Below are 24,455 nucleotides of genomic sequence, written 5' to 3' on the forward strand. Positions count from 1 at the left end.
TTCCCACTTTTGTGGGAACTAAGAGATGGAAAAATTTACAACATTAAAATCAAGAGCCATTCCATTAAATATTGAGAATGTAGATACAGATCAAATAATTCCTGCTCGATTTTTAAAAGCAACAGATAGAAAAGGTTTTGGAGACAATGTGTTTAGAGATTGGAGATATCATAAAGACGGAACGATTAATACAGATTTTGTTCTTAACGATACAAATTACTCTGGGAGTATTTTAGTTGCAGGAGATAATTTTGGTTGTGGCTCTAGTAGAGAGCATGCAGCTTGGGCAATTACAGATTATGGATTTAAAGTAGTTGTGTCTAGTTTTTTTGCAGATATTTTTAAAGGAAATGCTTTAAATAACGGGTTGCTTCCAATTCAGGTTTCAGCATCTTTTTTGAGTGACTTATTAGCGCAAATTGAGTCCAATCCACAGATAGAATTAACAGTTAATCTTGAAGACCAAACAATTTCTGTAGAAGAATTGGGTGTTTCAGAAACTTTTGAAATAGACGTCTACAAAAAAACGTGCTTAATCAATGGATATGACGATATTGATTATTTATTGAGTAAAAAAGCAGAAATCGAAGCATTTGAAAAACAAAGTGTGTAGATTGCTACAATTAGAAGAACAAAAGAATAAAATTTCCGATATGTCGGATATAAAAAAGATATTTTAATGAAATTAAACATTGCAGTTTTACCAGGGGATGGTATTGGTCCAGAGGTGACTAAACAAGCAATTAAGGCATTGACGGCGATTGCTTCAGAGTTTAACCATAATTTTAAATTTACAACAGCTGATGTAGGTGCAATTGCTATAGATAAACATGGTGATGCTTTGCCTGATGCTACTTTAGAGTTATGTAAAAAGAGTGATGCTATTTTATTCGGAGCTATTGGTGACCCGAAGTATGATAATGACCCTTCAGCGCCTGTAAGACCAGAACAAGGGTTGCTTAAGTTAAGAAAAGAAATGGGCTTGTTTGCAAATATAAGACCTGTGAAAGCTTACAAAACGTTACTCGATAAGTCTCCATTAAAAAAGAATATTATTGAAGGTACAGATATTTGTATTTATAGAGAGCTAACAAGTGGTATTTATTTCGGAGAAAAAGCATTGTCAGAAGATGGGAACTATGCTTCAGATTTATGTGCATACACACGAGATGAAATAGAGCGTATTGCACATTTAGCATTCGCTGCAGCACAGCATAGAAATAATAAAGTAACTCTAGTGGATAAAGCAAATGTGCTAGAATCATCGAGATTATGGAGAAAAGTTGTAAAAGAAGTAGCAGAGGATTATCCTGATGTTGCACTAGATTTTTTGTTTGTTGATAACGCAGCCATGCAAATGATATTAAATCCAAAACAATTTGATGTTATATTAACTGAAAATATGTTTGGCGATATTATAAGTGATGAAGCAAGTGTAATAGGAGGTTCAATAGGCTTATTAGCGTCAGCTTCTGTAGGTGATAAGTATGCTATGTTTGAGCCTATACACGGATCTTATCCACAGGCGACTAATAAAGGTATTGCAAATCCTATTGCATCTATATTATCTGCGGCTATGTTGTTAAGTCATTTTGGCTTGCATAATGAGGCCGAACTGATTCGATTAGCGGTAGAAAAATCTTTAAAATTAAATATTACAACGCCAGATATCAATACGGCAATAGATACAGTGACAACAACTAACGTTGGGGATTTTATAGAAGATTTTATATTTAACCCTAAAGACACCAATCTAAACTTTAAAAATATCCATTTAGGACAATCCACAATCATATAAAACATGCCAACACAGCCAAAGTTAACACGCTTTAACCAAAATGTTTTGTCTAAATATCAAATATACAACAGTATATTTATGACATTACCATTTGATACAATAACAAAAACAGGAGCACTTTTGCCTTTGTTTCATGAAACTTGTCAAAAAGGATTTGCAAATCAAGAAGACCCGACAACAATCGTAGATACTTTTTTTAAAAAATATCAAGGGCGAAGATCATCTCAGAGTCAAATCAATTTGCTATTTAGATTTATTCAGTACATTGAAAGACAGGTGGTTTTGTTTGATGCCATTGAAGATGCTGCATTTCCAGTGGTAAATAATATGGATGGTATAGGTACTTTAAGAAGCTTAAAAGAGACAGTTACTGCCGACGATAAAATGGAATTGCTTCGTAAATATTTAGAAGAATTTAAGGTAAGAATTGTACTCACAGCACACCCAACTCAATTTTATCCAGGATCTGTTTTAGGTATAATTACAGATTTAACAGAGGCTATTAGAGAGAATGATTTATTAAGAATAAATGACTTATTAGCGCAACTGGGTAAAACACCATTTTTTAAACATGAAAAACCTTCGCCATTGGATGAAGCCATCAGTTTAATATGGTATTTAGAAAACGTATTTTATAAGTCGTTTGGAAGTATTTTTGATTACATACAGCAAAATATTTTTGATGGTGAGCAAGTCGATAATGATATTATCAATATAGGCTTTTGGCCAGGAGGTGATAGAGATGGTAATCCGTTTGTAACACCAGAAATCACATTAAAAGTGGCCAATAGATTGCGCTTGTCTATAATTAAGAATTATTACAGAAATGTAAGACAGCTAAAGCGAAAATTAACGTTTCAAGGTGTTGAAGATAGAATGGCTAATCTAGAGCGCGAATTGTATAATATTGTTACGAACGAAACCTCTAGTTTGACCTTAGAATATTTTGTTTCAGAATTAAAAGCTGTAAAACAAACTATTATCGATAAGCATCAGTCCTTATATGTAGAAGAGGTTAATAGTTTAATAAATAAAACACATTTGTTTGGTTTTCATTTTGCGAATTTAGATATCAGACAAGATAGTAGAAAGCATGAAAAGTTTTTCAATGACATGGTCAATGCATTGATTGATAGTGGAAGTGATGTTTTTCCTAAAGACTATTTTGAGTTGTCAGAGAATGAGCAAATAAAAATATTGTCTACAGTAGAAGGTTCCGTTGATTTGTCTTTAGTAAAGGACGAAGAGACTTTAAAAGCCTTGAAAACCATGCAGGTAATTAAGACTATCCAAGATACCAATGGAGAGCAAGCTGCAAATCGCTATATAATTAGTAATAATCAAACCACTTTACATGTAATGCAATTATTTGCAATGTTAAAGTTGGTGGCATTTCAAGATCAATTAACTGTTGATATAGGACCGTTATTTGAAACTATTACCGATTTAGAAAATGCGCCAAAAGTTATGGAGGAGTTGTATTCTAATCCAGAATATGCAGCGCATTTAAAAAGTAGAGGAAATAACCAAACCATAATGTTAGGTTTTAGTGATGGAACTAAGGATGGTGGTTATTTAATGGCTAATTGGGCAATTTATAAGGCAAAAGAAAATTTAACAAGAGTGTCTCGAGAATATGGTGTAAAAGTGATATTTTTTGATGGACGTGGAGGACCACCAGCAAGAGGTGGTGGAAAAACACATAATTTTTATGCATCATTAGGCCCAACAATTGAAGATAAAGAAGTACAATTAACGATACAAGGACAGACCATTAGTTCAAATTTCGGAACCTTGGAGTCTTCACAATACAATTTAGAACAATTAATTAGTTCTGGTATTGGTAATAGTTTGAGTGATTCTGATTTAAGTATGGATCCTGAAAATAGAATAGTAATGACTGATTTGTCAGAACGAAGCTATAAGGCGTACTCAGAATTTAAAGCACATCCTAAATTTATTTCCTATTTAGAGCATATGAGTACTTTAAAATACTATGCAAAAACAAATATAGGTAGTAGGCCATCAAAAAGAGGGAAGTCAGAAGGACTGGTGTTTGAAGATTTAAGAGCGATTCCTTTTGTAGGTTCTTGGAGTCAATTAAAGCAAAATGTTCCTGGATTTTTTGGTGTAGGGACAGCGCTAAAACATTATGAAGATTCCAATGAATTTGAAAAAGTTCAGCATTTATTTAAAACCTCAAGCTTCTTCAAAACTTTAATTGAAAATAGCATGATGTCCTTGTCAAAGTCATTCTTTGATTTAACACGTTACATGTCTGAAGATAAAGAGTACGGTGAATTTTGGAATCTTATTTATGAAGAATACGAAACTTCAAAGCGACTGATTTTAAAGCTAACAGGCTATTCAGAATTGATGCAAGAAGAACCTTCGGGTAAAGCTTCAATTGCCGTTAGAGAATCTATTGTATTGCCTTTATTAACTATTCAGCAATATGCCTTAAAGAAAATTCAAGAACTTGAAAAAGCTGAGGTAAGGGATGAGGAGCAAATTAAAATATTTGCTAATATGGTAACGCGTTCTTTATTTGGTAATATCAACGCTAGTCGTAATTCGGCTTAAAAAAAAACTGTAGTAAAGAATAAAAGTCTGTAGAGTTGATCTCTGCAGACTTTTTTTAATTTAAATAAAAACCCCTCGTAGAAGACTACGAGGGGTTTTGGTTATTACCTCACTAAATTTGAGTTTGACGACGCATTGTAATTAATGTTCGTTTAATCTAAAATCAGGATAAGCATCCATACCATGCTCGTGTGCATCTAGACCTTCTAATTCCTCGCGTTCAGATACTCTAATTCCGGTTACTTTTTTCAGCGTAAATATAATTATGAAAGATGAAATTATGCAAATTACAGCATAAGATGCTACACCAATTAGTTGGCTTACAAATTGAGAAACACTTGCTAATTCACCAAAAATACCAACAGCTAAAGTTCCCCAAATTCCACATGCTAAATGTACCGCTATAGCACCTACTGGATCATCTAGCTTAAGTTTGTCAATAAGAGCTACAGCAAATACAATAATGGCACCTGCAATTGCTCCAATTAATATGGCATCCGTTGGGCTCATTTGGTCAGCACCAGCTGTAATTCCTACAAGACCACCTAAAATACCATTAAGGAACATTGTTAAATCTAAATTTTTATATCGTAAAGTAGAAACTAGGGCAGCAACTACACCACCTGCAGCGGCAGCTAAACATGTTGTGACTAATGTTAATGATGTTAAAGTTGGGTCTGCAGATAATACAGAACCACCATTAAAACCAAACCAACCTAGCCATAGAATTAATACACCAGCAGTTGCTAAAGGGATATTGTGTCCAGGAATAGCTTGCGGCTTTCCGTCTTTAAATTTACCAATTCTTGATCCTAAAAGAAATACTGCGACTAATGCTGCCCAGCCACCAACAGAGTGCACTAAGGTTGAACCAGCGAAATCGTAAAATGGCGTTTCAAGTGTTTGTAAAAATCCACCTCCCCATTTCCAAGAACCTGCTATTGGGTAGATAAAGCCTACATATAAAACGGTAAAAATTAAGAATGGTCCAATTTTCATACGTTCGGCTACTGCACCAGATACAATTGTTGCTGCTGTTGCGGCAAACATACCTTGAAATAAGAAATCTGTCCAATAGGTATAGCCTTCGTTATAAGTGAGGTCTAGAGCACCATCTACCATAGGAGCATCTAAGCCAAATCCAGCAAATCCAATAAATCCATTAAAATCTCCTGGATACATTAGGTTGAATCCTACTAAACAATAAAGAAGTAGACCAACAGTGATGATAAAAATATTTTTAAATAAAATGTTTATAGTGTTTTTTTGACGCGTTAAACCAATTTCTAAAAACGCAAAACCCATATGCATAAAGAATACGAGTGCTGTACAGATCATCATCCATACATTATTTGTTGTAAGTAATTCCATAGTTAGTTATTATTTTAAAGTGTTGCCTCCTTTTTCTCCTGTGCGAATTCTATAGCATTCATCAATATGTGATACAAAGATTTTACCATCGCCAACATCACCTGTAGATGCAGCATCTATAATGGTTTTTACGGTTATCTCTTCAAAATCGTCATTAACAACAATCGACAAATAACGTCTTTGTATGTCACTAGTACTATAAGAGACACCTCTGTATACATGACCTTCTTTTTCGTTTCCGAGCCCTGTAACGTCCCAGTACGAAAAGAAATTTACACCTACATCGTGCAATGCATTTTTTACTGTAGAAAACTTTGATTTTCTAATAATAGCTTCAACTTTTTTCATAAAAAAAAATTTAAAATTTACTTAGTTAAGAAACAAATTTATATAATCTTTATGTACACCCTATAATATTTTAGGGTTTAAGTTAAATTTTTGTGAATATTTTATTTTATTCCCCAAAAAATTTAGTATCTATTAGATTTTATTCTTATTAGGGTTTTTATAAAGGCTATTTAAAAAGTAAAACCTTCAAAGTGTAAAACTTTGAAGGTTTTTTATCTAATCATTTAAATTAATATAGAATGAATAAAACTCCTATATAATAAGGTATTATCTTTCTCTTTTTCCTGGGTATGCAATTTCCCCATGTTCAGAAAGGTCAAGACCAACTGTTTCTTCTTCTTTTGTAACTCGAAGACCCATTGTTGATTTTAAAATTTTAAGAATAATAAAAGATAAGACAACAGACCAAACAGCGTAAGCTAAGACACCTATAGCTTGTGTGCCTAATTGTCCGAATCCACCACCATTGAATAATCCAATGCCTTCTTCTCCGTTAATTCCCCAAAGACCGATAACTAATGTTCCCCATGCTCCAGCAACACCATGTACAGATGCTGCACCAATAGCGTCATCAATTTTTAATTTCTTTTCAATAAATTCTATTGAGAATACCACAATCACACCACCAATAAGACCTGCAAATACAGCACCTATTGCAGACATGTTTCCACATCCTGCTGTAATACTTACTAAACCAGCTAAAGCTCCGTTTAAAGTTTGTGGTAGATTTGGTTTACCGTACCATATCCAGGTTGTTATTAAAGCACCAAGACCACCTGCTGCTGCTGCTAAATTTGTAACTAAGACAACATTAGAAGCACCGATGGCGTCTGCACCACCCCAAGCTAATTGAGAACCACCATTAAAACCGAACCATCCTAACCAAAGGATAAATACACCTAAAGTAGCTAGTATTTGATTGTGTCCAGGTATTGCTACCACTTTTCCATCAACAAATTTTCCAATTCTAGGTCCTACCATGTATGCTGCAACTAAAGCTGCCCATCCACCTACAGAGTGTACAATAGATGATCCTGCAAAATCAATGAATCCAAGGTTAGTTAACCAACCAGACCCTTGCCATTGCCATCCACCAGCGATTGGGTAAATAAGAGCAGTCATTATAATTGAAAATATAGCATAAGTAGAATATTTTGTTCGTCCTGCAATTGCTCCAGAGACAATAGTTGCTGCAGTTGCTGCGAACATCGTTTGGAATAATAAATCAGCACCTTCTCCTTGCATTAATCCACTCCAGAAAAACCATCCATTAGAAGTGTCTCCGTACATTAATGAGTATCCTACAAGCCAGTATGTTAGGGATCCAACACAAATGTCTAATAGGTTTTTCATTGCAATGTTGGCTGCGTTTTTAGAACGTGTCATTCCAGTTTCTACAAGTGTAAAACCTGCTTGCATAAAGAATACTAAGATTGCTGATATTAGCATCCAGAGCATTCCCATGTCCCCATTTATAGCAGCAACAGCAGCTTCAATTTCGGTAGGTTCAGCAGCATCTTGTACTGCGATAAGATTTGGGAGAATTGATAAAATATTAGGTATCATAATAGTTAGTGTTAGTTAATATTGTTTGGTTAGAACGTATAGATAGCAGCTAAAGTAAAGGCAGCTAAACTACTTGCATCTTCACCGTCTGCATCAAAAAATCTATTGTCCCAATTGCTCCAAGAATCTAATCTGATTTCTGGCTTAATAATTAAATTGCTTTCTACAGTGTAGCTTCCTGTTAGAGTAGTAGCAAATACACTTGGTAAATCATCTAGGTCTTTGTCGTGGTATCCAAAATACTCTCCTCTTAATCCAATGCTGAAATCGTCAGAAGTGGCAAATTGTGGGTATAAAGCTGCTCCGTAAAAACCGCTACCATCATTGTCGTTATATGCTGCGTTGATTCCTAAGAAAAAATCGTCAGAAAGATCAAATCCACCAGTATAGTCAATTTCAAAACCTAAGCCACCGTTATTTCCGCTGTCGTAGTATAAATTTAAGTATTGACCAGAATATCCTAATTGAGCGCCAAATGAATATTCTCCAGTTGTAGATGTATTGTTAGTATCCCAAGGATTCATCACAGCAAGCATTAAGCTAAAATCATCAGATAGAGCAAAATCAGCTTTTAAACCTAAATGAGAGAATGGTCCATGAGAAAATAAATAAGAAGTACTGTAGTTAAAGTTAGCTGCAGGAGCAATTACTTCGTATCCTAAAAATGTATTAAAACGCCCCATAGTTAAAGTAGTGCTTTCTGAGACATTCCAATAAGCATAAGCTTGGTTTACAATACCGTCAACAATATCATCGCTAAAAGTTGCGCCAGCACCTCTTGGTCCTACAACTAAATCAAGTACAGCACCTACTTTGCCACTTTCGTAACTGGCAATTAAGTTACCCATACCTAATGCAAATCCAGTTTGGTCAGCAAAAGCAGTTCCGTATGATTGTCCAGAATCATCAGATGTAGTTAGGTAAGTTTGATAATAAGCATCCACACTTCCGCTAAGTGAAAAAGATTTGGTCTCTTCTGTAGACTCAGTTTCTTGTGCTGTTAATACTATTGACATTAATAGTAATGTTAATGTGAAAATTTTTTTCATGATATATATTTATAATAGTTAGTTCGGGTCAAATCTATATAATCTTTAGTAACACCCTGTATTAATTTGGGGTAAAATTGTAATTTTTACGGATTTACAATTTTAGACCCCTTAAATTTTAGGGTTAAAATTTTTTATTGCGTTTTTTTTATAAATTCAATAATTCGATTTTTAATAAAATGTATAAAAATGTGCAAATTGATATATTATTTCTAATAGTTGAATCGTTTTGAAATCGTTTTCGCAAGAAATAAGGAGAATTGTTGAGTATTTTTCATTGACTTATTAGTAGTATATTTCGATATTATTGAAAGATTTTCATTCAAAATGGACTTTACTATCGATATGCCAAAACTGATTCAACTATTTTTTTAATAAATTTTTTGAATATATCTTAGAGCTTAAATAAGGTGTAAAAACCTTTAAAATTTTTCTAATTTATGTTAAAGAAACAAGGACTTTATTTACCAGAATTTGAACATGAAAATTGTGGTGCAGGATTCATCTGTAATTTAAAGGGTGAGAAGACTAATCAAATTATACATGATGCCCTAGAAATACTAGTAAAACTTGAGCATCGAGGTGGTGTGAGTGCGGATGGAAAAACGGGTGATGGTGCAGGCCTTTTAATAGATATTCCTCATGCTTATTTTAAGCGTGTTTGTGGTTTCAAAGTTCCGGTAAAAGGGAAGTATGCTGTAGGTATGGTTTTCTTACCAAAAAATAGGAACCAATATAAGTTTTGTAAGGACACTTTTGAGAAAGAAATTATTGCACAAGGATTAACCGTAATAGGGTGGAGGGAAGTTCCTGTAGATTCTACTCAGTTAGGTGAAATTGCCTTGGCTTCTGAGCCTAATATTGAGCAACTTTTTGTTGGTAAATCTAATGAGGTTTCTGAAAAAGATTTTAATGCAAAACTCTATGCAGCGCGTAAGATTACAGAGCATACAGTTAGAAATTCTAAGATGTCTCAAAGCTCTTATTTTTACGTGTCTAGTTTGTCTATGAATACACTTATATATAAAGGTATTATTATGCCAGAAGATATAGGGCCTTATTATAAAGATTTACAAGAAGACGATTTAGTAACGCGTTTAGCATTAGTGCACCAGCGATTTTCTACCAATACGATGCCAACATGGGAATTGGCGCAACCTTTCCGTTTCATGTGTCAGAATGGTGAAATCAATACCCTTCGAGGAAATGTGAGTAGAATGCGTGTACGTGAAGAAATCATGAAAAGTGATGTCTTCGGTCCTCAAATTGATAAATTATTTCCAATCATATTACCAGGAAAGTCAGATTCTGCATCTATGGATATGGTGGTAGAATTATTGACACATACAGGACGTTCTTTGCCAGAAGTGATGATGATGATGATTCCTGAAGCATGGGAAAAACACAAAACCATGTCACCAGAGCGTAAAGCATTTTACGATTACAATGCTTGTATTATGGAGCCATGGGATGGACCAGCATCTGTACCTTTTACAGATGGTAATTATATAGGTGCGCTTTTAGATAGAAATGGGTTACGACCATCACGATATACGGTTACCAAAAGTGGTAAATTAATAATGTCTTCTGAAATAGGAGTCGTTGACATCGATCCAGAAGATGTAGAAAGCCATGGTCGTTTAGAGCCTGGTAAGATGTTCTTGGTAGATATGAATCAAGGTCGTATTATTAATGACGAAGAAATAAAAAGTAAGATTGTTAAAGAAAGACCTTACCAAGAATGGTTAGATAAAACAAGATTGCACTTAAAAGATATTCCGTATACTGGAGAAACTTGTCCTATTGAAACGCTTGATATCAAAACGAGACAGCGTCTATTTAATTATACATACGAAGACATCCAAGAGGTGATCACGCCTATGGCGCAGAAGGCGAAAGAAGCTTTAGGTTCTATGGGAATCGATACACCTTTAGCGGTTTTATCTAATAAACCACAGTTAATTTCTAACTACTTTAAACAATTATTTGCTCAAGTAACTAATCCGCCATTAGATGGTATTAGAGAAGAAATTGTTACCGATATTAGTTTGTCTTTAGGTAAGGATAGAAATATTTTTAGCATTACAGAAAGGCAATGTAGAAAGTTAAAAATTCAGAATCCTGTAATTTCAAATGACGATTTAGCAAAAATCAGAAACATTCAAGTGGAAGGTTTTAAAGCCGAAACTGTAGAAATGTTATATCAAAAAGATAGAGGACTCAATGGTTTAGAAGATGCTTTAGATGGTATTATTGTTCAAATTGAAAAAGCCTTATTGCGCAAAACGAATATCATCATCTTATCAGATAGAGGTGTTAGCAAAGAAATGGCACCAATACCACCATTATTAGCTTGTTCTTATGTGAGTCATCAAATGAACCGTTTACGTAAGCGTTCTTATTTCGATATTATTATAGAATCTGCAGAACCACGTGAGCCACATCATTTCGCAACCTTATTTGGTTATGGTGCTTCAGCGGTAAATCCTTATATGGTTAACGAAATTATCAGAATGCAAGTGACAGATGGTTTCATTACAGATATGGACGAGCAGAAAGCTGTCGATAATTTCAACAAAGCCATCGGAAAAGGAATTCTTAAAGTAATGAACAAAATAGGAATCTCAACATTGCGTTCTTATAGAGGTTCTCAAATATTCGAAATTGTTGGTTTTAACTCACAATTTGTAGAAAAATATTTCCCGTATACGGCTTCAAGAATTGAAGGTATTGGACTTTATGAAATAGAAAAAGAGATAGACAAGCGCTATCAACACGCGTATCCTAGTAATGTTTTAGATAAACGTTTAGGATTAAATATTGGTGGTGACTACAGATGGAGACGAAATGGAGAAAAGCATTTGTTTAATCCAACTACTGTAGCAAAATTACAACAAGCGGTTCGTTTAAGTGATCAAGCAAGTTATGATGTCTATGCAAAAACAATAAATGAGCAATCTAAAAATTTAATGACCATTCGTGGTTTGTTTGAATTTAATAATATAGATCCTATTCCAATTGAAGAAGTAGAGCCTTGGACGGAAATCGTTAAGCGTTTTAAAACAGGAGCGATGTCTTATGGATCTATTTCTCGTGAAGCTCATGAGAATTTAGCCATTGCTATGAACCGAATTGGAGGTAAATCTAATTCTGGAGAAGGTGGAGAGGATAGAAGACGTTTTCAGCCAGATATTAATGGCGATAGTAGAAATTCTGCAATTAAGCAAGTGGCTTCTGGTCGTTTTGGTGTTACGTCACATTATTTGACGAATGCTAAAGAGATTCAAATTAAAATGGCGCAAGGTGCTAAGCCAGGAGAAGGTGGTCAATTACCGGGAGAAAAGGTATTACCATGGATTGCTTCGGCAAGAAATTCAACGCCTTTTGTGGGATTAATTTCGCCACCTCCACATCACGATATTTATTCTATTGAAGATTTAGCACAATTAATTTATGATCTTAAAAATGCTAATCGCGACGCTAGGATTAATGTAAAATTAGTGTCAGAAGTTGGTGTTGGTACTATCGCAGCTGGTGTTGCAAAAGCAAAAGCAGATGTTGTACTTATCGCTGGTTATGATGGTGGAACAGGAGCATCGCCTTTAACATCACTAAAGCATGCCGGTTTACCTTGGGAACTTGGTTTAGCGGAAGCGCAACAAACTTTAGTGCTTAATAATTTAAGAAGTAGAATTGTTGTAGAGTGTGATGGACAATTAAAAACCGGTCGAGATGTCGCTATTGCAGCATTGTTAGGTGCAGAAGAGTTTGGTTTTGCAACAGCTCCTTTAGTGGCTTCAGGTTGTATTATGATGCGTAAGTGTCACTTAAATACCTGTCCTGTTGGTATCGCAACACAAGATAAAGAATTGCGTAAAAACTTTAAAGGCACACCAGAGCATGTGATTAATTTCTTCTATTATATCGCGGAAGAATTAAGAGGAATAATGGCAGAATTAGGCTTTAGGTCTATGGCCGAAATGATTGGTCAAACGCATAAAATTAATGCGAATAAAGCTATCAATCACTACAAAGCTAAAGGTTTAGATTTATCGTCAATTTTACACCGTCCAGAGGTTTATAATAAAATGACGGTTAAGAATACAGAAAGACAAGAACATAATTTAGATAATGTGTTGGATTTTAAAATTCTAAAAGATTCGCATCGCGCATTATATAGAAAGGAGCAAATGAACCTGGCTTATCCAATAAAAAATACAGATAGAACTGTAGGCGCTATTGTAAGTAATGAAATTTCAAAAATTTATGGACATTTAGGCTTACCTGAAGATACCTTAAACATCAATTTTGAAGGATCTGCTGGTCAAAGTTTTGGAGCTTTTGGAGCACACGGATTAACGTTCAACCTACAAGGGAATACTAATGATTATTTAGGGAAGGGCTTGTCTGGAGCTAAGCTAATCGTTAAGAAGCCTGAAAAAGCAGATTTTAAAGCAGAAGATAATATTATCATTGGTAATGTATGTCTCTTTGGAGCAGTTGAAGGTCAGGCCTATATTAATGGAATTGCTGGTGAGCGTTTCGCAGTAAGAAACTCAGGAGCCACTGCAGTTGTAGAAGGTGTGGGAGATCACTGTTGTGAATATATGACAGGTGGAAAAGTGGTTGTTCTTGGTAAAACAGGACGAAACTTTGCTGCAGGTATGAGTGGCGGAATTGCGTATGTATATGATCCAGAAAACAAGTTTAAAAATGGTTTATGTAATACTGAGACTATAGAATTTGAGAAAATTCTAAAGAAAGATGCTAGTGAGTTAAAGTCGATAATAGAGAATCACGTAAAATACACTAACAGTGATTTAGGCAAGTCTTTATTATCAGATTGGGAAACGAGTTTGAAGCATTTTGTGCGTGTAATGCCTACGGAGTACAAACGTGCTTTAAAGCGTTTAGAGACAGAAGAGCAAATGGTTGAAGAATTAGAAATAGCATAGTAATAGGCTGTTTTGAAGAGTTAAATAATAAGAATTTAAATTTAGAAAGTCAGGAAGAGATTCCAGCTTTCGCAGGAATAGAAATGGGAAAAGTAACAGGTTTTAAAGAATTCGAAAGAAAAGATGAGTCATATAAGCCAGTAAAGGATCGTGTAAAACATTACAATGAATTTACGGTGCCTTTGAAGGATAAAGATATGACCGAACAAGGTTCGCGTTGTATGGATTGTGGAATTCCATTTTGTCACAGTGGTTGTCCGCTAGGTAATCTTATTCCAGATTTTAACCATATGGTTCACCAAGGCGAATGGCAAAAAGCATCTTGGATATTACATTCAACAAATAATTTCCCGGAGTTTACAGGGCGTTTGTGTCCTGCACCATGTGAGCAAGCCTGTGTATTAGGTATTATAGAAGATCCGGTTTCAATTGAAAATATTGAAAAAAATATTGTGGAACGTGCTTTTAAAGAAGGATGGATAAAGCCACAACCACCAAAAGTAAGAACAGGAAAAACGATTGCTATCGTTGGTTCTGGTCCTGCAGGATTGGCAGCGGCACAACAATTAAATAGAGCAGGTCATACCGTAACTGTTTTTGAACGCGATGATGCTATTGGAGGATTGTTGCGCTATGGTATTCCAAATTTTAAAATGGAAAAAGGGATCATAGATCGTCGTTTAGCGATTCTTGAAGCCGAAGGCATTGTGTTTAAAACCAATGTTAATGTGGGTGTTAATTATGATGCCGAAGAATTAAAAAAGTTTGATGCAGTAGTATTGTGTGGTGGTGCAACCGAAAGAAGAAGTTTGCCAACACCAGGTATTGATGCAGATGGCGTAGTGCAAGCCATGGATTTTTTAACGCAACAAACTAAGGTTGTTTTTGGGCAAAAGATAAAAGATCAAGTTTTAGCAACAGGAAAAAACGTTATTGTAATAGGAGGAGGCGATACAGGAAGTGATTGTATCGGTACATCGAATCGTCAAGGTGCAAAGTCGGTTGTGAATTTTGAAATTATGCCAAAGCCACCAGGACATCGTTCACCAACAACACCTTGGCCATATTGGCCATTGCAGTTAAAGACATCTACGTCTCATAAGGAAGGTGTAGAGCGTAACTGGTTAATCAACACAAAAGAGTTTGTAACCAATGCTAAAGGAAAGTTAACCGCCTTAAAAACGGTAAATGTAGAATGGGAAATGGTACCAGGAGAACGTCCTAAGTTAATCGAAATTGCTGGTACGGAAAAAACTTGGAAATGTGATTTAGCCTTATTGGCACTTGGATTTACTGGGCCAGAAGCAACGTTAGCAGAAAAGCTCGGAATACATCGAGATGCGCGCTCTAATTATAAAGCGGACTACGGTAAGTACCAAACTAATATTCCTAATATTTTTACGGCAGGAGATATGAGACGAGGACAATCCTTAATTGTCTGGGCAATCTCAGAAGGACGAGAAGCAGCGCGTCAAGTAGATATTTATTTGATGGGTAAATCAGATTTAGCCACTAAAAATGAAGAAGGCGATTTAGTAGGGATATAAGTTAATATCATATTTCTACTACTATAAAATTTTAAGGGTAAGTCTATTGTTAGGGTAGAAAGTAAAAGCATCTGGAAACAGATGCTTTTTTTTATTACTTGAAGTTCTGATGCAAGATTCTATTTAGGAAACTTAGCTTTAATAGCGTCCAAACACAAATTATGAATACTCCCAATATGCGAGTGTTCTTTACCTAAATCGGGTTTGTAGGTTCCGGCTTGTACTTGGCTTCCAATTTTTTGATACGCTTCTCTAAAACTCATGCCATCAACCACTAAATTATTGATGCTGTCTACCGTAAATAAGTATTGGTATTTTTCATCGTTGAGGTCAATATCTTTTACAATGATTTGCTGAATAGAATACGTAAAGATGTCTAAAATATCTTTCACATCTTCAAAAGCGTTGATGATGTTTTCTTTTAATAATTGAAAATCTCTGTGGTAACCACTTGGTAAATTATTTGTGATTAATAACATTTCAGAATGTAAAGCCTGAATTTTATTACACTTACCTCTAATTAATTCAAACACATCAGGATTCTTTTTATGTGGCATAATGCTACTTCCTGTGGTTAATTCATCTGGAAACGTAATAAACCCAAAATTCTGACTCATATACAGACAAATATCCATAGCAAAACGTGCCATGGTATTACACAAGCCACCTAGAGCACTTGCAATGGCGCGTTCACTTTTTCCTCTGCTCAATTGCGCCGCAACCACATTGTATTTTAAAGTTGAAAATCCTAATTCTTTGGTAGTAATAGCTCTATCAATAGGAAATGAACTGCCGTAACCAGCAGCCGAACCTAGAACATTTTGGTCTGTAATTTTTGAAACGGCATTTAAGACATAAACATCATCAATTAATAATTCGGCATAAGCAGAGAACCACAATCCGAAGGATGAAGGCATCGCAACCTGCAAATGTGTGTAACCTGGTAAAAGTTTTGTTTTATGCGTTTCTGCAAGGCCTAAAAGCGTATCGAAAAACGTTTTCGTTTTATCATTTATGATTTGTAAGTTTTCTTTATAGTAAAGTTGAAGCGCAACTAAAACTTGATCGTTTCGAGAACGTGCGGTGTGGATTTTTTTTCCGACGTCGCCTAGAGTTTTTGTGAGCTCGTGTTCAATTTTAGAATGTACATCTTCAAAGGTATCTTCAATAGTAAACGTGCCTTCTTCAATAGATTTGGCTAAAACCTTTAATCCTGATTTTAGTTGTTCTAATTCATCCGAAGTAATAATTCCGATAGCTTCTAACATAATGGCATGCGCTAAAGAGGCTTGCACATCGTATTTTGCAATATGCATGTCAATTTCACGGTCATTACCTACTGTAAATAATTCTATTTTTTTATCTATTGAAAAGCCTTTGTCCCAAAGTTTCATAATATATTCCTGCGAAGGCAGGAATCTCTGCCTTCATTTTTAGTTAAACTTTTATTCTTTGTTATTCCTGACAAGGCAGGAATTTATTTTTAATATAGACCTGCAAGGTTTTAAAAACCTGCGAGGTCTATTGTCTTTTTTGTCATTCCTGCGGAGGCAGGAATCTGTTTTTAAATTTCAGTTTGTGTGTGGATTCCTGCTTTCGCAGGAATGACAGCACCTTACAATACCTTCTCCAACAACTTAATATACAAATCAACACCTTCCTCAATTTCAGCCAAATAAATAAATTCATCTGCTGTGTGCGAACGCGTGCTGTCTCCTGGTCCTAATTTTAAGGACTGACAAGTTAATACAGATTGGTCTGATAGTGTAGGTGAACCGTAAGTTTCTCTTCCTAATTCAATGCCAGCTTCTACCAATTCATGATTACTAGAAATTGAGGACGAATTTAATCGTAAACTTCTAGCAGTAATACTAGAACATGGCGATTTCTGAGTTAAAATATCTGCAATTTCTTGATTGGTGTATTTGTCATTCACACGCACATCAACAACTAAATCTACTTCTGCAGGAACAGCATTATGTTGTTTACCTGCGTTAATTTGTGTAACGGTCATTTTTACATCGCCTAAAACTGGCGATTTTCTTTCAAATTTATACTCTTGAAACCATTTTAAAACATCAATAGTGTTATAAATTGAATTGTCTTTATTTGGATGTGCAGCATGGCTAGCCGTTCCTTTTACTTTAGCGTCAAATACGACTAAACCTTTTTCAGCAATGGCTAAATTCATTAAAGTTGGCTCACCAACAATAGCAACATCAACTTTTGGAATGATACTCAACATGCTGTTCAATCCATTTGGTCCACTGCTTTCTTCTTCAGCAGAAGCCACAATAACTAAGTTGTAGTTGAGGTCTTTTTTATCGTAAAAATAAGTGAACGTGGCAATTAATGAGACCAAACAACCACCTGCATCATTACTGCCTAAACCGTATAATTTTCCATCTTCTACAATGGCTTTAAATGGGTCTTTGGTGTAACCGTTGTTTGGTTTTACCGTATCGTGATGCGAGTTTAATAACAAGGTTGGCTTGCTCTCATCGAAATATTTGTTGGTAGACCATACGTTATGATTATTCCTTTTAAAAGGGATATGATGTGTTGTGAACCAATTTTCAATGAGCAATGCCGTGTTATCTTCTTCTGATGAGAATGATTGTGTTTCTATAAGTTGCTTAAGTAAAGCAATGGCTTCTGTAGTAAGGCTTTTTATCATTTTGTGATGGTTGTATGTTTGTTATGAGTATGGAAAAGCATCTCTGATTTTCCGATACAAACTTTTTGAACGTTTTTATGTATAGCATGAAAGCAATTATCTAACTTAGGTAACATGCCTTCGAATATGATATTGTTTTCTTTTAAAATTTTATAGCTTTCTGTATTGATGTTTTCGATAACGGAATCCTCATTTTCTACGTCTTCGAGCACACCGTTTTTCTCAAAACAATAGTATAATTCGGTGTTGAAAATGGGAGACAACCCAATCGCTAATTCTGAAGCAATGGTGTCTGCATTGGTATTGAGTAATTGTCCATTTTCATCATGTGAAATTGCGCAAAATACTGGTGTAATGTTATTATTCAGTAAAACTTCTAAAGCGTCTGTGTTTACTTTTTTTACATCACCAACAAAACCGTAATCTATGGTTTTTACTGGTCGTTTTTCGGATACAATAGTGTTGCCATCTGCTCCAGAAAAACCAATAGTGTTACAGTGATGCGCCTGTAATTGAGCTACAATGTTTTTATTGATTTTACCTGCATAAACCATAGTAATAATGTCTAAAGTCGCTGCGTCAGTAATACGTCTGCCTTCAGTCATTTTCACAGGTACATGCATTTGTTTGGCTAATTTAGTGGCTATTTTTCCACCACCATGCACCAAAACTTTTGGTCCAGCTATAGTGGCAAAATCTTTAAGAAATGCAGCTAAGGCTTCTTCGTTATCGATGATGTTTCCACCTATTTTTATGACTTTTATTGTTTTCATTTCGTTATTTTTTTGTCAGTCCTGCGTAGGCAGGAATCCACAATTGATAGTATAGATTCCAGCTTGCGCAGGAATGACAATGCATTAGACCTGCTAGGTTTTTGAAACCTGCGAGGTCTGAATTTATTTATAAACCTTTGTCATTCCCGTGAAAACGGGAATCCACATTTGTTGGTTATAGATTCCAGCTTGCGCAGGAATGACAATGCATTAGACCTACAAGGTTTTTAAACCGTGCAGGTCGGACATAATTTTTTATAAACCCTCCAAAATCTGCTTCAATACTACTTGTGCAGCATAGGTTCTATTGTTTGCTTGTTTAATAACTACGGATTGTTCGCTGTCTAAAACTGCATCTTCTACAATTACGTTTCGTCTTACAGGCAGGCAATGCATAAATTTCGCATGTCCTAACTTAGCTTTAGTAAGCATCCAATTGTGGTCTTGGTTTAATACTTTTCCGTAATCGTTATAGCTACTCCAGTTTTTAACGTACACAAAATCGGCGTCTTTTAAAGCGTCTTCTTGATTGTGATTTATGGGTGTGTTTTTAGTGATTTCTTTATTTAATTCGTAACCTTCAGGATGTGTTATGGTTAAATCTACTTCCAGTTTTTGCATCATTTCTACAAACGAATTGGCAACCGCTTGTGGTAATGCTTTTGGATGTGGTGCCCAAGACAATACTACTTTTGGTTTTACTTTTTCAGTAAGTTCGGTAATGGTTATAGCATCTGCCAAGGCTTGTAATGGATGTGCTGTTGCGCTTTCCATGTTTACAATTGGCACAGTGGCATATTTTTTAAAGTTATTTAGAATGTATTCCGATTCATCTTTAGCTTTATCTTGTAAAGTTGGAAATGCACGTACTGCAATAATATCTGCATATTGCGAAATCACTTGTGCGGCTTCTTTAATGTGCTCCGATTTATCCATATTCATGATAGTGCCATCTTCAAACTCTAAATTCCAAGCGTCGTTGATGTTTAAAATCATCACTTCCATGCCTAAGTTTTTTGCTGCTTTTTCGGTGCTTAATCGGGTTCTTAAACTCGAATTAAAAAAGAGCATCACTAAGGTTTTGTGTTTTCCTAAATCTTGAAATTCAAAAGGGTTCATTTTTAGTAAAATGGCATCCTTTATGGTTTCAGATAGGTTAGAAATATCTTTTATTTTGGTGTAGTTTTTCATGTTCACTTTCTGCGAAAGCAGGAATCTTTTTAATTATACTTTAATTCTAAGTTAACATCTCTAAAGTCTCCTCAAGGGGACAATAGTTCAATTCGTCTGAGTGTATTGTCCCCTTGAAGGGGCTTTAGGGGTGTTTTTTCACAGTTTCATGTTATAATATTTTTAATTCTTGTTCTAACGCCTCAAAAAACACATCAATATGCTTTTTCTGAATGGTTAATGGTGGAAGAATTCTTAATAAATTAGGATTTTTAGCACTTCCTGTAAAGACATGATGGTCAAAAATTAACTTCTTCCGTAAGTCTGAAATTGGGAAATCGAATTCTAAACCTAACATTAATCCACGTCCTTTAATTGATTTTAAATTTGGTAAGGTCTTTGCTTTTTCTTGAAAATAGTCTGAAATCATTTTAGCATTTTCCATCAGTTTTTCTTCTTCTAAAACTTCTAAAACTGAAAGCGTAGCAGCACATGCTAAATGATTACCACCAAATGTAGTTCCTAATAAACCAAAAGACGCTTTAATCGAAGGATGAATTAAAATGCCTCCAACCGGAAATCCATTTCCCATGCTTTTGGCTATAGAAATAATATCTGGTGTTATGTTATGTTTTTGGTAGGCAAAAAAGTCGCCTGTTCTTCCAAAACCAGATTGTACTTCGTCTGCAATTAATGCTGTATTGTAGTGTTTGCAAAGCTTATCTAAACCTTGGTAAAATGCCGTTGTGCTTTGGTCTAATCCACCAACACCTTGAATAAACTCAACAATAACAGCGCAAGTTTCGTTTTGTTTTAAAATAGCTTCAGCAGCATCTAAATCTCCTAATTCTATAAAATCAACTTGTTGTTGTGCGTTTAAAGGTGCTACAATTTTTGGATTGTCAGTAGCAGCGACAGCCGCAGATGTTCTACCATGAAACGAATTTTTAAAGGCTAACACTTTGGATTTACCATTATGAAAGGATGCCAATTTTAAAGCATTCTCGTTGGCTTCGGCACCAGAATTACATAAAAACAACTGGTAATCTTTGCAGCCAGATAAAGCTTCAAGCTTATCTGCTAATTCAACTTGCATTGGGTTTTGAATGGCATTACTATAAAAACCAAGTTTGCTGACTTGATTGGAAATAGCAGAAACATATTTTGGATGCGAATGTCCTATAGAAATGACTGCGTGTCCACCATATAAATCTAAATATTCGACATCTTTATCATCGTAAACGTAGATGTCTTTGGCGCTTACTGGTGTAATGTCGAAAAGTGGGTAAACATTAAATAAACTCATATTGTTGTTGCTTTATCCTGCAAGGTTTTAAAAACGTTGTAGGTATAGATTGTTATTTCATACCTATAAGGTCAAAAAGAGACCTTTCAGGATTTGTGATTTTTAGAAGGATATACTAAATCTGTTCCTTTTTTATATTATTTATCTTATTAAATGAAGCCACCATGCCTTGAATTAGAGATGAACTCAGTCCTTTGTGTTCCATTTCGTTGAGTCCTTCAATAGTACAGCCTTTAGGTGTGGTAACTCTATCTATTTCTTCTTCAGGATGATTGCCGTTTGTAATTAATAAACTAGCAGCGCCTTCACTAGTGTACATGGCTAATTCTTGTGCTTCTTTGGAATCAAACCCTAACTGAATTGCGGCTTGTGTTGTTGCACGGATTAATCGCATCCAAAAGGCAATACCACTTGCGCAAACTACAGTAGCCGCTTGCATTTGCGATTCTGGTATCGCTAACGTATGTCCTAATCTATCAAAAATCGCTTCTGCAATTTTAAGGCGTTTTGCACCTTTTTCATTGCTACACATACAGGTCATAGATTTTCCAACGGCAATAGCTGTATTTGGCATGGCTCTAATGATGAATTGGTCTGCGCCAACAATAGCTTCGATTTTAGGAATAAGGAATCCGGTTATGGTTGAAATTAAAACGTGTTTTTCTGTTAAAAACGGTTTAATATCGTTTAATATCGTTTCAAAATGTCTGGGTTGAATAGCAAATATTAGAATATCGGATTGCTTTACGGCTTCAATATTATCGCTGGTTAAATGCACATTTTTATACCCTTGTAAATCTTGAATATCGTCCAAGTTACGTTTGGTTAAATACAATGTGGTTATAGCGTTGTTAGTGATGAGCCCTTTTGCGATGGACTTTCCTAAGTTTCCTGTTCCTATGATTGCTATTTTCATCTTTTTAGTAATTAGTGTATGGTTGATAGTGTTTTTATGCACTCAAACTCATTAATGTTACTTGGTTTATTTTTCTACTTTTTTTTTGTCATTCCTGCAAAGGCAAGAATCTATTTTGTTTTTAATTTTTGTTCTTTAAGTATTCCTGCTTTCGAAGGAATGACAGAAGTTTAAAAATAATTCGCCTTTAATTCTAAACCTTCGGTCTCTTCAAAACCAAACATAAGATTCATGTTTTGTACTGCAGCACCCGAAGCACCTTTTAATAAATTATCAATGGTACTTGTGATTAATAATTTATTGCCGTGTTTTTCAAGGCTAATTATACATTTGTTGGTATTTACTACTTGCTTTAAAAATATGCTTTCATCTGAAACAATAGTAAATGCTGCGTCTTTATAATACGCTTTGTACAGTGCTTTTGCGTCGTCTATAGAGCCTTCATATTTTGTATACGTTGTTGCAAAAATTCCTCTAGAAAAATCGCCTCTATTGGGCATAAAGTTGATTTCTGATTTAAAGCTACTTTGTAATTGTTTTACCGTTTGGTTGATTTCTCCTAAATGCTGATGATTAAAGGCTTTGTAATGCGAAAAATTATTATCTCTCCACGTAAAATGCGTTGTAGCAGATAAGGATGTTCCTGCTCCAGTTGCTCCAGTTACCGCATTTATATGTACATCATTTGTTAGTAAACCATTTGCCGCTAAAGGCAAAATAGCTAATTGTAATGCTGTTGCAAAACAACCAGGATTAGCGATGTAATTTGCTTGTTTTATAGCGTCTTTATTCAATTCTGGCAAGCCGTAAACGAATTCTTTTCCTTCAAAATTTTTATTAGCTACTAATCTGAAATCATTACTTAAATCGATGATTTTAGTGTGATCTGAAAATGTGTTGTTTTCAAGAAAAGCAGTAGAATTTCCATGGCCTAAACACAAGAATAAGACATCGACCTCCGAATTGATGTTGCTCGTAAATTCTAAGTCTGTAGAACCAATTAAATCTTGATGGATTTTATGAATTTTGTTGCCTGCATTAGAGGTGCTAAATACAAAATTGAGGTTAGTTTTAGGATGGTTAATTAATAACCTAATTAACTCTCCTGCGGTATAACCTGCTCCTCCAATGATTCCTATTTCTAATTTTTTCATAATCTTAAATACCTACAAGGGTTTGAAATCCTTGCAGGATTTTTAACTATTTACCTGCTGATAAATCTTATTTTGGTTACCTACAATCTTAATAAATCCTTTGGCTTCATCTGCTGTCCAGCCTTTGTTTTCTTCACCATAACTTCCAAATTTAGCACTCATTAAATCGTGTTGAGATGAAATACCATCTAAATCGAAGTGATAAGGTTTTAAGGTTACAAAAACATCGCCTGTAACTTTGTCTTGACTACTCTGTAAGAAGGCTTCCATGTCGCGCATTACTGGGTCTAAATATTGACCTTCGTGCAAATGCATACCATAAAAATTAGACATATAATCTTTGTGCTGTAATTGCCATTTGGTTAGCGTATGCTTCTCTAATAAATGATGTGCTTTTATAATAATCAAGGCAGCAGCTGCTTCAAATCCAACGCGTCCTTTGATACCAACAATAGTGTCTCCAACATGAATATCTCTTCCGATGGCATAGGCTGATGCTAAATTATTTAGCACTTCGATGTTGATTTCTGGGCTGTTTTCTTCCCCGTTAATAGCTACCAATTCGCCTTTAGAAAAGGTAAGTACTACTTTCTCTGGTTCGCTATGTTTTAATTGCGAAGGAAATGCTGATTCTGGTAAAGGTTTGTTAGAGGTTAAGGTTTCAGAACCACCAACACTAGTTCCCCAAAGTCCTTTGTTGACGGAGTATTTTGCTTTTTCCCAAGACATATCGATACCGTTTTCTTTGAGGTAATCAATTTCTTCTTGTCTGCTTAAACTGCCATCTCTAATTGGTGTTATAATTTTAATGTTTGGTGCTAAGGTTTGAAAAATCATATCAAAACGCACTTGGTCGTTTCCTGCGCCTGTACTTCCGTGAGCTATGTATTCAGCATCGATACTTTTTGCATATTCTATAATTTCTATGGCTTGAATAATACGTTCGGCACTTACTGAAAGGGGATAGGTGTTATTCTTTAGTACATTTCCGAAGATTAAATACTTAATTACCTTGTCGTAATAAGAAGCTACGGCATCAATGTTTTTATAAGTAGATACTCCCATTTTATAAGCATTTTGCTCAATAGTGGCAATTTCTTCAACAGAAAAACCTCCAGTATTTACACTTACGGCATGGACATCGTAACCTGCTTTACTTAAACTTACTGCGCAATAGGATGTGTCTAATCCACCACTATATGCTATAACTAATTTCTTACTCATTTTTCGCTTTTATTGTTT

Annotated in this window: 17 protein-coding genes; 5 read left to right on the forward strand and 12 right to left on the reverse strand. The window is 35.0% G+C overall.

Annotated features, from left to right (window positions below):
- The first annotated feature begins 25 nt into the window (after window positions 1-25).
- The 3 genes from leuD to HNV08_RS04550 all read left to right on the forward strand — a co-directional run bounded on the left by leuD (window position 26) and on the right by HNV08_RS04550 (window position 4,381).
- On the forward strand, window positions 26-613 hold the full coding sequence (gene leuD / locus HNV08_RS04540) for a 3-isopropylmalate dehydratase small subunit (RefSeq protein WP_173279979.1): 588 nt from the start codon (window positions 26-28) through the stop codon (window positions 611-613).
- Between the two features lie 66 nt (window positions 614-679).
- On the forward strand, window positions 680-1,798 hold the full coding sequence (leuB, locus tag HNV08_RS04545; protein WP_173279980.1) for a 3-isopropylmalate dehydrogenase: 1,119 nt from the start codon (window positions 680-682) through the stop codon (window positions 1,796-1,798).
- 3 nt (window positions 1,799-1,801) lie between these two features.
- On the forward strand, window positions 1,802-4,381 hold the full coding sequence (locus HNV08_RS04550; RefSeq protein ID WP_173279981.1) for a phosphoenolpyruvate carboxylase: 2,580 nt from the start codon (window positions 1,802-1,804) through the stop codon (window positions 4,379-4,381).
- A gap of 141 nt (window positions 4,382-4,522) precedes the next feature.
- On the opposite strand, the gene HNV08_RS04555 is transcribed toward HNV08_RS04550, so the two are convergent.
- The 4 genes from HNV08_RS04555 to HNV08_RS04570 all read right to left on the reverse strand — a co-directional run bounded on the left by HNV08_RS04555 (window position 4,523) and on the right by HNV08_RS04570 (window position 8,715).
- Window positions 4,523-5,752: an ammonium transporter gene (locus tag HNV08_RS04555; RefSeq protein WP_173279982.1), complete on the reverse strand. Its 1,230-nt coding sequence runs from the start codon at window positions 5,750-5,752 to the stop codon at window positions 4,523-4,525.
- A 9-nt stretch (window positions 5,753-5,761) separates the two neighbouring features.
- Window positions 5,762-6,100 carry a P-II family nitrogen regulator gene (locus tag HNV08_RS04560; protein ID WP_173279983.1) on the reverse strand — a complete coding sequence of 113 codons (339 nt, stop codon included), beginning with the start codon at window positions 6,098-6,100 and terminating at the stop codon, window positions 5,762-5,764.
- Between the two features lie 267 nt (window positions 6,101-6,367).
- Entirely contained in the window at window positions 6,368-7,666 is a 1,299-nt protein-coding gene (locus HNV08_RS04565) for an ammonium transporter (RefSeq protein WP_173279984.1), read from the reverse strand.
- A 29-nt stretch (window positions 7,667-7,695) separates the two neighbouring features.
- Window positions 7,696-8,715 carry an outer membrane beta-barrel protein gene (locus tag HNV08_RS04570; RefSeq protein WP_173279985.1) on the reverse strand — a complete coding sequence of 340 codons (1,020 nt, stop codon included), beginning with the start codon at window positions 8,713-8,715 and terminating at the stop codon, window positions 7,696-7,698.
- A gap of 440 nt (window positions 8,716-9,155) precedes the next feature.
- On the opposite strand from HNV08_RS04570, the gene gltB reads away from it, so the two are divergent.
- Together gltB and HNV08_RS04580 are read left to right on the forward strand one after the other, a co-directional pair.
- Window positions 9,156-13,670 carry a glutamate synthase large subunit gene (gltB, locus tag HNV08_RS04575; RefSeq protein WP_173279986.1) on the forward strand — a complete coding sequence of 1,505 codons (4,515 nt, stop codon included), beginning with the start codon at window positions 9,156-9,158 and terminating at the stop codon, window positions 13,668-13,670.
- 83 nt (window positions 13,671-13,753) lie between these two features.
- Window positions 13,754-15,217, forward strand: a complete 1,464-nt coding sequence (locus HNV08_RS04580; protein ID WP_173279987.1) for a glutamate synthase subunit beta — start codon at window positions 13,754-13,756, stop codon at window positions 15,215-15,217.
- Window positions 15,218-15,336: 119 nt separating this feature from the next.
- Here HNV08_RS04580 and argH read toward each other — a convergent pair whose 3' ends face one another.
- From argH to HNV08_RS04620, 8 genes are all read right to left on the reverse strand, one after another.
- Window positions 15,337-16,611, reverse strand: a complete 1,275-nt coding sequence (argH, locus tag HNV08_RS04585) for an argininosuccinate lyase (RefSeq protein WP_173279988.1) — start codon at window positions 16,609-16,611, stop codon at window positions 15,337-15,339.
- A 221-nt stretch (window positions 16,612-16,832) separates the two neighbouring features.
- Entirely contained in the window at window positions 16,833-17,894 is a 1,062-nt protein-coding gene (locus HNV08_RS04590; RefSeq protein WP_173279989.1) for a M20 family metallo-hydrolase, read from the reverse strand.
- Window positions 17,891-18,667, reverse strand: a complete 777-nt coding sequence (gene argB / locus HNV08_RS04595; RefSeq protein ID WP_173279990.1) for an acetylglutamate kinase — start codon at window positions 18,665-18,667, stop codon at window positions 17,891-17,893. The genes HNV08_RS04590 and argB overlap by 4 nt, the downstream gene beginning before the upstream one ends.
- A 255-nt stretch (window positions 18,668-18,922) precedes the next feature.
- Complete coding sequence (locus tag HNV08_RS04600; protein ID WP_173279991.1) at window positions 18,923-19,858, reverse strand: Rossmann-fold NAD(P)-binding domain-containing protein; 936 nt, start codon at window positions 19,856-19,858, stop codon at window positions 18,923-18,925.
- Window positions 19,859-20,009: 151 nt separating this feature from the next.
- Window positions 20,010-21,143 (reverse strand): aspartate aminotransferase family protein, encoded by a 1,134-nt coding sequence (locus tag HNV08_RS04605; protein ID WP_173279992.1) that lies wholly within the window; start codon window positions 21,141-21,143, stop codon window positions 20,010-20,012.
- Between the two features lie 115 nt (window positions 21,144-21,258).
- Window positions 21,259-22,059 (reverse strand): pyrroline-5-carboxylate reductase, encoded by an 801-nt coding sequence (gene proC, locus HNV08_RS04610; RefSeq protein WP_173279993.1) that lies wholly within the window; start codon window positions 22,057-22,059, stop codon window positions 21,259-21,261.
- A 170-nt stretch (window positions 22,060-22,229) separates the two neighbouring features.
- Window positions 22,230-23,213, reverse strand: coding sequence for an N-acetyl-gamma-glutamyl-phosphate reductase (gene argC / locus HNV08_RS04615; RefSeq protein ID WP_173279994.1), 984 nt, complete (start codon window positions 23,211-23,213; stop codon window positions 22,230-22,232).
- 42 nt (window positions 23,214-23,255) lie between these two features.
- Window positions 23,256-24,437, reverse strand: a complete 1,182-nt coding sequence (locus HNV08_RS04620) for an argininosuccinate synthase (RefSeq protein WP_173279995.1) — start codon at window positions 24,435-24,437, stop codon at window positions 23,256-23,258.
- Window positions 24,438-24,455: the final 18 nt, after the last annotated feature.

Origin of the sequence: Winogradskyella eckloniae, assembly GCF_013249045.1 — a bacterium.
GTDB lineage: Bacteria > Bacteroidota > Bacteroidia > Flavobacteriales > Flavobacteriaceae > Winogradskyella > Winogradskyella eckloniae.